The following is a 12,397-nucleotide window of genomic DNA, read 5'->3' as shown; positions in this document are numbered from 1 at the left end:
CTGCATGATGATTACGCCCTGACCGGCAGGGCGCGTTTCTGGCCGGCCGACTCCAGCCCCAGCTCAATCAGCTCCATCACCCGGATCGCCTCTGCGGCGGTAACCGGGTTGTTGCCCTGCCCGGTGATGGCGTCCCGCACCTGCGCGTAGTAGGCCGGGTAGTTGCCCGGCAGCGTCAGCACCGATTTCTCCGCCATCATGCCGTCATGTGCCAGCGTCAGCACGCCGTCGCGCATGTCGTAGCCCCAGTCCTCCTGCGGCAGGCGGTCACCCGCTTTCAGGCGATCTTCCTGCGGGTCGAGGCCAAATTTCACATAACTGCCCTCGGTGCCCTGCACGGTGAAGCGCGGGGTTTCGGCCGCGGCGTAGACGGTGCTGTGCAGTACCACGCGCAGGTTGCGGTAGCTGAGGATGGCGTGGAAGTAGTCCACCGCGCGGGCGTTGGGGCGCATCATGCCGAGGTCAACGTAGAGGTTATCCGGCATGCCGAACAGCTGCAGCGCCTGGTCAATCAGGTGCGGGCCGAGATCAAACCAGATGCCGCTGCCGGGGCCGCCGCCTTCGCGCCAGCGGTTGCGCACTTCCGGGCGGTAACGGTCAAAGTGGGATTCGAAATAGACGATGTCGCCGAGGCGGCCCTCGCCGATCAGGGATTTCAGCGTCAGGAAGTCGCTGTCCCAGCGGCGGTTGTGGAACACCGACAGCACCTTACCGGTGAGGCCCGCCAGCTTCTCCAGCTCGCGCGCCTGCGCCAGCGTCACGGTAAAGGGTTTGTCCACCACCACATGCTTGCCGGCGGTCAGCGCGGCCTGTGCCAGCGGGAAGTGGGTCTCATTCGGGGTGGGGATCACCACCAGATCGATACTGGGGTCATCAAACAGTGCCTGCGGATCTTTTACGACTTTCAGGGACGGCCAGTCCGCCGCCACTTTACCGGCATCGCTGCTGGAGACCGCCGCCAGTTCCAGGCCCGGCGTTCCCGCCAGCAATGGCGCATGGAAGGTTTTACTGGCATAGCCATAACCCACCAGCCCGACACGAATTTTTTCAGCCATTTCACATCCTCTTGAACAGTAACCTGCCACGATTTGACACCATGACAGGCGGCAGAACAAGAGTAAATTAATTGTTAACTGATTTTAACAGGCTGTGCGCTAGTAACGGTAACCGGCGACCTCCTGTTCCGGCCACGGGCGTTCACGGTAAGGCCGCGCCGGGTAGTTGATCTCGGTGCTGCGGCGGCGGAAATCACTGGGGCTGACGCCGACCCGCTTACGGAACACGCGGGAGAAGTAGAGCTGGTCGTCGTAGCCCACCACGCGGCCGATGGTGGCGATCGACTCCTGGGTGGTCTGCAACAGCAGTTTGGCGCGGATCACCCGCTGGTCTTCCCGCCAGCGCAGAATATTAATGCCGACCTGCTCGCGGAACAGGTGCGCCAGCCGTGACGGCGACAAACAGACGTGGCGTGCGACTTCATCAATCCGCAGCTCCCCCGCCAGGTTACCGGTGATGAACTGGCAGGCTTCAATCACCCGCGGGTCGAGGATTTTCTGCGGGCTTTGCGGATCTTCTTCCATCGCCCGCAGCAGCAGGCGCTCCAGCAGGTTCATGCCCAGCTCCTCAGAGAAGCGGCGGCCGGAGCGCTGGGTCTGTTCAATATTGGCAAACAGCCGGTCGAACTCCAGCAGCAACGTATTGTCCGGCAGCGTGAGGCGCCCGACTTCATTGGTTTTGCTGCGCCACTCCAGCCAGTCGGCCCAGTAGGCGCGCGGGCGGAAGTAGACCCAGCGGTGATACCAGCAGTCGCTGTTGGCGGAACGTCCATAATGGTGTGAGGCTTTTGGCGGGAACAGCAGCAGGTCGCCGGGGTTGCAATAGAAAGCCTGCTCGCCGTCAAAGACTTTGCCCTGCCCTTTGATGGTCAGGTTCAGGATGAAGCCCTTCATGCCGCCCGGCCGGTCGACAAAGAAATCAAGCGGGCCATCGGCCATGATCGGCGTCAGCCCGGCGACTAAATAAGCATTGAAGTTATAACCCGGCAGCAGCGGGTTGGGTTGCGGTTCCTGGATCATGCGGTGATACATCTGAGCCTCCAACATCAACGCGTTAACTCAACACATTGCAGACAAGTCTATCGGGCGGCAAGCCTGCCGCCCGATAAGGTTATGGAAATGTGAACAAGAAGTGGCTTTGCTCACCTTTGCAGCGTTAAACCGTGCGCTTGGCCGCCTGTTTGTAGCGGTCGAAGATCACCGCCGCCAGCAGGATCGCCCCGCGTACCACATACTGCGAGAACGGTGAGATGTTCAGCAGGTTCATGGCGTTTTCCACCGTACCGAGGATCAGGATGCCGGCAATCACGTAGGAGATTTTGCCGATGCCGCCCTTCAGCGACACGCCACCCAGCACGCAGGCGGAGATCACGATCAGCTCATAGCCGATAGAGGTCATCGGCTGGCCGCTGGTCATGCGCGACGCGAGGATAATACCCGCCGCCGCAGACACCAGCCCGGAAAGGATGAAGATGATGATTTTGGTGCGCACCACCGGCACCCCGGCCAGCCTGGCGGCTTCCTCGTTGCCGCCGATCGCCAGCGTATTGCGGCCAAAGGTGGTTTTATTCAGCAGGAAACCGAACAGGATCAAACAGCCGACGGTTATCCAGATTGGCGCCGGCAGGCCGAACCAGTTGGTGTAACCCAGGGCGAAGAAGCGCTCATCCTCGATCCCGACCGCTTTACCGTCAGAGATGATGTACGCCAGCCCGCGCACAATCTGCATGGTGGCGAGCGTGGTGATCAGCGCATTGATCTTCAGTCTGGCGATAACAAAACCGTTCACCAGCCCGGAGAGCAGGCCCAGCCCCATCCCGGCGGCCACGCCGATCCAGAGGCTTTCGGTGAGGTTGATCACCACCGCGGCGGTGACCCCGGCGCAGGCGATAACCGACGCGACAGAGAGGTCAAAGTCCCCGGAGGCGAGGCAGAACAGCATCCCGCACGCCACCATCCCGGACATGGAGATCGCCAGCCCCAGCCCTTTCATGTTGATAAAGGAGGCGAAGTTCGGCACAAAAATGGAACAGGCAATAAACAGCACGGCGAACACCACCAGCATGCCGTAACTGTCCCAGACGCGGGAAAGGCCAAGGCCGCGCGCTTTCACCGGGCCATTTTCCGGCTTACTGTTTTCCGGCTTAACACTTTTCGTTTTCACAGCAGGCGTGGTAACACTGGACATCATGCATTCCTCACTCAGGCAACCGCCGCAGCGGCATCGGGGGCAATATCAGGGGTGCGCAGCATCGCCAGGCTGAGCGCTTTCTCTTCGGTGGCCTCATCGTGGGTCAGCTCGCCGGAGAGCGCGCCTTCCCGCATCACCAGGATCCGGTCGGCCAGGCCCAGCACCTCCGGCAGATCGCTGGAGGCGAACAGCACGGCAATGCCCTGCTTCGCCAGCTCATAGATCACGTGGTAAATCTCATGTTTGGCCCCGACATCAATGCCGCGCGTCGGCTCATCAAGCATGATCACTTTCATCTCCTCTGACAGCCAGCGGCCTAAAATCGCCTTTTGCTGGTTGCCGCCGGAGAGGTTCATGATCAGCTGGTGGGCGGTCGGCGTTTTGATGTTCAGCCCACGGATATGCTTGTCGGCGTTGGCACTTTCCCAGGTGTTATTGATCAGGCAGCCGGCGGTCAGGGTTTTGCGCCGGGCGCTGATGTTGATGTTTTCACGCACCGAGTGCACCGGGATGATGCCGTCCGCTTTGCGGTCTTCCGGGCAGAGCATGATGCCGGCGCGGATGGCGTCAATCGGCGAGCGTATGGTCAGTGGTTTGCCGTCCAGCGAGAGCTGGCCGCCGGTGATGCGCGTGCCGCCAAACAGCCCTTTCATCAGTTCACTGCGCCCGGCCCCCACCAGCCCGAACAGCCCGACAATCTCCCCGGCGCGGACTTCCAGCGAGACCGGCGTGCGGACGCCCGGCGCTTTCACGTTGTCGACTTTCAGGCGCACCTCGCCATGCGGGCGCGGCGTATAGCCGTAGACGTCACCGAGGTCACGCCCTACCATCGCCTGCACCAGTTTTTCGTTGTCCACCTGCGCCATGTCATCAAAGGTGCGCACGTAGCGCCCATCTTTGAACACGGTGATGGCGTCGCTCAGCGCAAAGATCTCCTCCATGCGGTGCGACACGTACAGAATCACCCGCCCTTCGGCGCGCAATTCACGGATGACGCGGAACAGCTGCTCAATTTCACGCGCGGAGAGCGAACTGGTCGGCTCGTCAAAGGCGATCACTTTGGCGTTGCGCGCCAGCGCCTTGGCGATCTCCACCATCTGCCACTGGCCGATGGAGAGGTACTTCAGCGGCGTGTCCGGGTCAATCTCCAGCCCCAGGTGTTTGAGCTGTAACTCCGCCTCATAGCGCAGCAGTTTTTTATTCACCAGCCCGCGCTTTTGCGGCAGCTGGCCGAGGTAGATGTTCTCGGCCACTGTCATCTCCGGCACCAGGTGCAACTCCTGGTAGATGATGGCGACCCCGGCGTTCAGCGCATCGGTGGTGGAGGCAAAGGCGACCGGTTGCCCTTTCAGGCGGATTTCGCCGCTGGTCGGGGTGTAGTTGCCGCTGAGGATCTTCAGCAGCGTGGATTTACCGGCGCCATTCTCGCCCATCAGGGCGTGGATCTCACCGGCGCGGCAGTGGAAGCTGATGTCGTCCAGCGCTTTCACGCCCGGAAATTGCTTGCCGATGGCGCAAAACTCCAGGTAGGGCGACTGCGTTGTCATGGCATTGACCTCATGGGTAACAGGGACAGGTTCAGGGTGCTGAAAACGGCGGCCGCAGCGGCCGCCGCAGGATCACATCAGCCCTTTCTTCTGCAATTCCGGTTTGAAGTTGTCACGGGTGATCAGCACCACGTCGGTGACTTCGGTGAATTTGGCCGGTTCTGCGCCTTTTTCTACCCAGTCATGCAGCATCTGGATGCTCTTGTAGCCGTGGATGTCCGGGCTTGGCAGCAGGGAACCGAAGAAGCCGGTGGCCTGCGCCTTGGAGAGTTCGCTCACCGCGTCCACCCCATTGATGCCGATGCCGATCACGTTCGGTGCTTTGAAGCCCTGGCCTTCGGTGGCGCGCACGCCGCCCAGCACGGTGTTGTCATTCATGCCGATGATCAGCCAGTTTTTCACTTCCGGGTGCTGCACCAGCAGCGAGTTGGCGGCGTCAAACGCGCCGGGGATGTCGTTGGATTTGGTCGGGATTTTGTAGATCTGTTTTTCCGGGAACCCGGCGGCTTTCAGCGCGTCCATCGAGCCGGTGGTGCGGCGGCGGGCGGTGTCCAGCTCGTCGGCGGTGATCGCCATCACGCCGGTTTCGGCCGCGTTCCAGCCGCGTTTCTGCATCTCTTTATACAGCTCCTGCCCCTGGCGTTCGCCAATCTTGGTGGCGGCCATCATGACCAGCGGCACGGTTTCCATCGGTTTGCCTTTGGCGGTGACGAACTGGTCATCCACCGCGATCACTTTCAGGTCATAGCTGCGTGCCTTGGCCATGATCGCCGAGCCGAGTTTCGGGTCCGGCGTACAGATAACGAACCCTTTCGCGCCGCTGGCGGCCAGGCTGTCAATGGCGTTCAGCGTTTTCTCGCCGTCCGGCACCGCAATCTTGATCACATCAAAGCCGAGATCTTTGCCCGCCTTATCGGCGAACTTCCACTCCGTCTGGAACCATGGCTCTTCCGGCTGCTTCACCAGGAAACCGAGTTTCATAGTTTCGGCGATAGCTGAATGTGACATAACCGCGGCCAGCGCGACGGCAGCCAGTCCCTTAGTGAATTTATGCATGATGCTCTCCGGTCTTATTGGTGTTGTTCACCCGGTGCAACGGGCGGTGTGAAAACGTTATCAGTAGAGGTAAAACGGGGTTGGGCTTGCCATGAGTGCCCGGTTCAGGCGCATTCCGGCCGCACACCCTCTGTAAGACGGGATAAGTTTTAACGGGAATCGGGGCGTAAAATGTAGAGCGCTATCACATCTGGGGATTACAGCAGGAAAGTGCATAGATATAGCAAATTTAGCCAAGCATTAACTTTTGACTGACATCACAGAAACATCTAAAGAAGCAGGAAAGTGCATACTTGCAGCAAGCCACTCCTCACCCTGCCCCCTCCCGCGCTCCTATGGTAGTCAGCACTTCCCCTGAGACCCAAAAGGAGTACCCAGAATGACGCAAGGTGCCATTGCTATCGGCCTTGATTTTGGCAGCGATTCGGTACGCGCGCTGGCAGTGGATTGCCAACGGGGCACTGAACTCGAGACGGATGTCGTCTACTACCCACGCTGGCAGGAGGGCCGCTACTGCCGCCCGGCGCATAACCAGTTCCGCCACCACCCGCTTGACTATATTGAGGCGATGGAGCAGGCGATCCGCAACGTGGTTAACCGCTTAAGCCCGGCACAGCGCGCCGCCGTGGTCGGCATCGGCGTGGACTCCACCGGATCGACGCCCGCCCCGGTGGATGCCGAAGGCCGCGTGCTGGCGCTGCGCCCTGAATTTGCCGACAACCCGAACGCCATGTTCGTGTTGTGGAAAGACCACACGGCCATTAATGAAGCCGAAGAGATTAACCACCTGTGCCGCAGCGGCCGCTTCCCGGATTACACCCGCTACATCGGTGGGGTGTACTCCTCGGAGTGGTTCTGGGCCAAGATCCTGCATGTCTCCCGCCAGGATGCCGCCGTGCGTGACGCCGCGGCCTCCTGGGTTGAGCTGTGCGACTGGATCCCGGCGCTGCTGGCCGGGAAAACCGCGCCGGGCGACCTGCTGCGCGGGCGCTGCAGCGCCGGGCATAAAATGTTGTGGCACCCGGCGTGGGACGGCCTGCCGCCGCGTGACTTCTTCGAGGCACTCGACCCGTGCCTGGTCAATAACCTGCCCTACCCGCTGTTCACGGATACCGTCACTGCCGAGGTGCCGGTCGGCACCCTGAGCGCCGAATGGGCCGGACGCCTCGGCCTGCCGCAGAGCGTGGTGCTCTCCGGCGGTGCCTTCGACTGCCACATGGGCGCCGTGGGTGCCGGGGCGCAACCCTATACGCTGGTGAAGGTGATCGGCACCTCCACCTGCGACATCCTGCTGGCTGACACAGAGCGGGTGAACGATCGCGCCATCGCCGGCATCTGCGGCCAGGTGGACGGCAGCGTGGTGCCGGGGATGATCGGCATGGAGGCCGGGCAGTCCGCCTTCGGCGACATGTACGCCTGGTTCAGCCGTTTGCTGAGCTGGCCGCTGAAACAGGCCGCCGCCGCCAATCCGGCGCTGGCCCCGCAGCTGAAACAGATTGAGGCCGATCTGCTGCCCGCCCTGACCCGCGCCTGGGCGGAGAACCCGTCGCTGGAGACGCTGCCGCTGGTGCTGGACTGGTTCAACGGCCGCCGCACCCCGAATGCCAACCAGCGCCTGAAAGGGGTGATCACCGACCTGAACCTCGGCACCGAGGCCCCGGCGCTGTTCGGCGGCTTTATCGCTGCCACTGCCTTCGGCGCGCGCGCCATCATGGAGTGCTTCGAGCAGCAGGGCATCCCGGTGGAGAACGTGCTGACGCTGGGCGGCATCGCCCGCAAATCCCCGGTGATCATGCAGGTGTGCGCGGACGTGATGAACCGCCCGTTGCAGATTGTCGCCTCGGATCAGTGCTGTGCACTGGGTGCGGCGATTTTTGCCGCGGTGGCCGCCGGCGAGTATGCCAGCGTGCCGGACGCCCAGCAGCATATGGCCTGTGCCATCGAGCGCACGTTGCAGCCCGACCCGGCGCGGGTGGCGGAATTCCAGCGCCTGTATGAACGCTACCAGCAGTGGTGCGCCGCCGCCGAGCCGCGTTTCGCCCACGCCCCGGCCCAGCCCGCTGCCCCGGTAGCGGAACCCCTTGCCTAATTTTTCCGGCGGGTGCCCGTCACCCGCCCCCCTTTTTTGTCAGGAGTTGCAAATGGACGCATTTAAACAGCAAGAAGTATGGTTTGTGATCGGTACTCAGCATTTATACGGGCCGGAAACCCTGCGCCAGGTCAAGGAGAACGCTGAGCAGGTGGTTAACAGCCTGAACAAAGAGGCGGGCCTGCCGGTGAAGCTGGTGCTGAAGCCGCTCGGCACCTCGCCGGATGAGATCACCGCCATCTGCCGCGACGCCAACTACCAGAACGACTGTATCGGCATCATCACCTGGCTGCACACCTTCTCCCCGGCCAAGATGTGGATCGCCGGGCTGAGCATCCTCAACAAGCCGCTGTTGCAGTTCCATACCCAGTTCAATGCCCAAATACCGTGGGAAACCATGGACATGGACTTTATGAACCTGAACCAGACCGCGCACGGCGGCCGTGAGTTCGGCTTCATCGGCGCGCGGATGCGCCAGCAGCACAGTGTGATCGCCGGGCACTGGCAGGACGGGGAATCCCACCGCCGCATTGCCCAGTGGATGCGCGTGGCCGCCGCCCGCCAGGAGAGCCAGCAGCTGAAAGTGGCCCGCTTCGGTGACAACATGCGCGAAGTGGCCGTGACCGAGGGTGACAAAGTCGGCGCGCAGATCCAGTTCGGCTACAGCGTCAGCGCCTACGGCATCGGCGACCTGGTCAGCGTGATCAATGAAGTCAGCAAGGGCGATGTTGATACGCTGATTGAGGAGTATGAGGCGAGCTACACGCTGACTGACGCGGTGAAATCCACCGGCGACAAACGTGAGAACCTGCTGGATGCGGCGCGCATTGAGCTGGGCATGACCCGCTTCCTGGAACAGGGCAACTTCCGCGCCTTCACCACCAACTTTGAAAACCTGTGGGGCATGCAGCAACTGCCGGGTCTGGCGGTGCAGCGCCTGATGCAGAAAGGCTACGGCTTCGGCGGCGAAGGTGACTGGAAAACCGCCGCGCTGCTGCGCATCATGAAAGTGATGGCCAGCGGGCTGGAAGGCGGCACCTCCTTTATGGAGGATTACACCTACAACTTCCAGAGCGGCAACGATCTGGTGGTCGGCTCGCATATGCTGGAAGTCTGCCCGAGCATCGCCAAAGAGCAGAAACCGACCCTCGATGCCCAGTACCTCGGCATCGGCGGCAAGGCGGACCCGGCGCGCCTGATCTTCTCCACCCCGGCCGGCCCGGCGCTGAACGCCAGCGTGATCGACATGGGTGACCGTTTCCGCCTGCTGGTAAACGTGGTGGATACCGTGGAGCAGCCGCACCCGCTGCCGAAACTGCCGGTGGCCCGCGCCATCTGGAAAGCCCAGCCTGACCTGCCGACCGCAGCGGAAGCCTGGATCCTCGGCGGCGGCGCGCACCACACGGTGTTCAGCCAGGCGCTGAACCTGGAGCATATGCGCCTGTATGCGGAGATGCACAACATCGAACTGCTGGTGATTGACAACCAGACCACGCTGCCGGCCTTTAAGGACGCGCTGCGCTGGAATGAGGTCTACTACAAGATCTGCGCCAAATAAACCGGGCGCGTTCCCTGTTTTTAGACAAAAAATCGTCAGACGCAAAAAAGCGATACACACAAAAAAGAGTGGGCCATGGCCCACTCTTGTTATTTCCGCCTTTCCTTATTTCTGCCTTCTCTTATTTCTGCGGTTTTTGTGCCTCTGCAGCCGCAGGATCACTGCCCGGATCCACTGCCTGACCTGCGTCAGCGGGCTGCCCTGCGGCGGGCGTGGCGGCAGCGGCAGTACTGGCTCCTTCGACAACAATCTCTTTATAGGCGTCGTCGGTGGGGTCTGGGTTAGCGGCGGCAAGGGTCGAGGCTGTCGCCGCCTTGCCCTCCGGCGTTGCCAGCGTACTTTTCTCGGGTACGGCTGCCGGCTGGCTGCTGCCCCCGCTGGTTGCCGCCTGGCCGGCGTCCGGCGTGGCCTCGCCCTCAGCCTGGACAATCACCCCCACACCCGGCGCAACAACCTGCCCGGCGGCCAGTGCCTCGGCCGGTTGGTCGGGGATCGCTGCCCCCTCTATGGCGGCTTGTGCACTGTCGGCAGTCGGGCCGCTGTTGGCACCCGCCCCGGCATCGCCGCTGGAGGTGCCGTCTTGCGGGTTGGTGCCGGTGCCGCCGGTAGGCTGAGTGGCAGCGTTATCCGTGCCGGTACCGGCCGCCAGCGCATCCGCCGGTTGATCCGGGATGGCGCTGCTGCCCCCGGCGGCCGCAGCCGGTTCCGCCGGGGCGCTCTCCGGTGCCGCCGCAGGTGCAGCGGCCGGTTCCGCCGGGGCGCTCTCCGGTGCTGCCGCAGGTGCAGCGGCCGGTTCCGCCGGGGCGCTCTCCGGTGCTGCCGCAGGCTCCGCGGCCGGTTCCGCCGGGCTGCTCTCCGGTGCTGCCGCAGGTGCAGCGGCCGGTTCCGCCGGGGCGCTTTCCGGTGCTGCCGCAGATGCAGCGGCGGGTTCAGCACTGTCGCTCACCGGGGCGGCAGCCGGCTGAGCCTGGCCGGCAGGCGGCACCGCCTCTGCCGGGGTCTCGGTAATGATCTCTTTAGCGCCGGGGACAGAAACCTCCTGCCCGGCTGTCTGCACATCCCCCACCGGGGCGGCGGCGGCCTTAATCTCAATCATCTCTTTCTCGGTGACGCCGCCCAGCGGCATGTTCGCCCGCGGGTCACCGCTGGAGGTGCCGTCCTGTGGGTTGGTTCCGCTGCCGCCGGTGGGCTGGGTGGCGGCGCTGTCGGTACCGACACCGGCCGCCAGCACATCGGCCGGTTGATCCGGAATAGCGCTGCTTTCTGCGGCAGGCTCCGCGGCGGCAAGTTGGGTCGCGCCCTCCGGCACGGCTGCCGGTTCTGCGGCGCTCACCGGGGCGGGTTCACCAGCGGCCTCTGCGGGCGGCTGGCCGACCGGTGCGGGGGCCTCCGGCGCGGCGGCGGCGCTTTCCCCTGCCTGGGGGCTGGCGGACGGCGCCTGACCGGCAGGCGGCAGGGCGTCCGGCGGAGTGTCCCCAACCATTTCCTGGCCGCTGGGCTTGGCACCCGGTGCAGGCTCGGTACCGGCGGGCTGCACATCCCCCACCGGCGCGGCGGCAGCGGCGGCCTCGACCACCGTTTTCTGGGTGGGCGCCGCGATGGGCGCACCCGGTGCACCGGTCGCGCCGGGGTCACCGCTGGTGGTGCCGTCCTGCGGTTCGGTGCCGCTGCCGCCGGTCGGCAGGGTCGCGGCGTTGCCGGTGCCGGTACTGCCCGCCAGCACATCAGCAGGCTGGTCCGGAATCGCCGTCACCTGTGCGATGCCCTGCACCGGGGTGCCGACCGGCGGGGCGTTGCCGTTGATCGCTTTCAGTGCGGCCGCCCCCAATTGTGTGGTGAGGTTGCTCATGGCCTGCCCGGCGGCATCCCCGGCGGCAGAAACCGCCGCGCCCGCGATCCCGGCCATTATCTGCCGGGCCTGATCCAGCACGCCGCTTTCACGCTCTTTCAGGAAGGCTTTCGCCCGCATTGCCAGCACTTCAGCCGGTTGTTCCGGCACCGAGGCGGCGGCAGAGGCTTTTTCCGCCAGGGTCTGCCGGGCCGCGGCGGCAGCCGCAGCCAGGCTGGCCTCAATGGTCTGTTTCGCCAGCTCTTTCGGTGCCGGTTCGCTGCCGTTCTGCGGTGCGGCATTGAGGGTGCTCTGCGGGTTCGCGCCCTCTTCCACCCCAAAGATCGAGTAATCCACCAGCATGTTCCCGGTCAGGTCAGTGACGGCATTCTCTTTGCGCTCACCGTACGGGTAGTGCTGTGTGCGGTTCAGGGAGAGGTAGAGCAGGCCCAGTTGCTCATCATCCTCATCCTGCAACCGCTGGGACATCACCTCCGTGACAAATTTGGTGATCTCGACCCCGGCGCGGAATGCCGGGTTGGCGGCGGTCACCACCAGCGCCCCCAGTGAGGAGGCGAACGTATTGAACTCCGCATGGTCGGCGATAGAAGAAAACACCGATCCCAGTTCACGGGTATCCTTGTTGCTCTTAATCGCCATCAGGCACCAGTTGATGTCCTCCGGGATTTTGTCATTCTGGTACAGGTTATACCCAGTGGTACCAAAGGTCAGGCGGGCGTTGTCCTTCACATTTTCCACGGTGGTCAGGATCTGTGAGGAGCTGACGCTCTGCACCGCGCGGGCCAGCAGCGCGGTTTTCTGGGCCGGATCGTTACTGTCCAGCCAGGTGTCAATGTCGGGTAAAATAGATTGGCTGGTGGTCACAAAACTGATTAATTTCACGTCCGACAGATCTTTGCGCCAGTTAAACAGGGAACGGGTCGACCCATTACTGGTCAATTTCACTTGGTTGGCTCGGAAATAGAACATAATGTACCTCTTCATAATGTGGAGTAAACGCGGACTGGCGGAAGTAGCCGCAGAAATAAAAAGACTTCTTTACGCATTAATAA

At 63.0% G+C, this 12,397-nt stretch carries 8 protein-coding genes; 2 read left to right on the top strand and 6 right to left on the bottom strand.

What is annotated here, in order from left to right; translation table 11 throughout:
* Positions 1-11: 11 nt before the first annotated feature.
* From CYR55_RS02525 to CYR55_RS02505, 5 genes are all read right to left on the bottom strand, one after another.
* Positions 12-1,055, bottom strand: coding sequence for an oxidoreductase (locus tag CYR55_RS02525; protein ID WP_101814568.1), 1,044 nt, complete (start codon positions 1,053-1,055; stop codon positions 12-14).
* Positions 1,056-1,154: 99 nt separating this feature from the next.
* Positions 1,155-2,087, bottom strand: coding sequence for an arabinose operon transcriptional regulator AraC (araC, locus tag CYR55_RS02520; RefSeq protein ID WP_101814567.1), 933 nt, complete (start codon positions 2,085-2,087; stop codon positions 1,155-1,157).
* Between the two features lie 124 nt (positions 2,088-2,211).
* Positions 2,212-3,243 carry an L-arabinose ABC transporter permease AraH gene (araH, locus tag CYR55_RS02515; RefSeq protein ID WP_101814566.1) on the bottom strand — a complete coding sequence of 344 codons (1,032 nt, stop codon included), beginning with the start codon at positions 3,241-3,243 and terminating at the stop codon, positions 2,212-2,214.
* Between the two features lie 14 nt (positions 3,244-3,257).
* Entirely contained in the window at positions 3,258-4,793 is a 1,536-nt protein-coding gene (araG, locus tag CYR55_RS02510; protein ID WP_101814565.1) for an L-arabinose ABC transporter ATP-binding protein AraG, read from the bottom strand.
* Positions 4,794-4,865: 72 nt separating this feature from the next.
* Positions 4,866-5,849: an arabinose ABC transporter substrate-binding protein gene (locus tag CYR55_RS02505; RefSeq protein WP_101814564.1), complete on the bottom strand. Its 984-nt coding sequence runs from the start codon at positions 5,847-5,849 to the stop codon at positions 4,866-4,868.
* A 379-nt stretch (positions 5,850-6,228) separates the two neighbouring features.
* Here CYR55_RS02505 and CYR55_RS02500 point away from each other — a divergent pair, with 379 nt between their 5' ends.
* Positions 6,229-7,938, top strand: a complete 1,710-nt coding sequence (locus CYR55_RS02500; RefSeq protein ID WP_101814563.1) for a ribulokinase — start codon at positions 6,229-6,231, stop codon at positions 7,936-7,938.
* Between the two features lie 52 nt (positions 7,939-7,990).
* On the top strand, positions 7,991-9,496 hold the full coding sequence (gene araA / locus CYR55_RS02495; protein WP_101814562.1) for an L-arabinose isomerase: 1,506 nt from the start codon (positions 7,991-7,993) through the stop codon (positions 9,494-9,496).
* Between the two features lie 121 nt (positions 9,497-9,617).
* On the opposite strand, the gene CYR55_RS02490 is transcribed toward araA, so the two are convergent.
* Positions 9,618-12,314: a hypothetical protein gene (locus CYR55_RS02490; RefSeq protein WP_101814561.1), complete on the bottom strand. Its 2,697-nt coding sequence runs from the start codon at positions 12,312-12,314 to the stop codon at positions 9,618-9,620.
* Positions 12,315-12,397 lie beyond the last annotated feature (83 nt).

The organism is Chimaeribacter californicus, from assembly GCF_002858675.1.
In the GTDB taxonomy this organism is placed as follows: domain Bacteria; phylum Pseudomonadota; class Gammaproteobacteria; order Enterobacterales; family Enterobacteriaceae; genus Chimaeribacter; species Chimaeribacter californicus.
The sequence above is the reverse complement of the archived record's forward strand: the minus strand, read 5'-3'. Positions and strand labels throughout refer to the sequence as shown.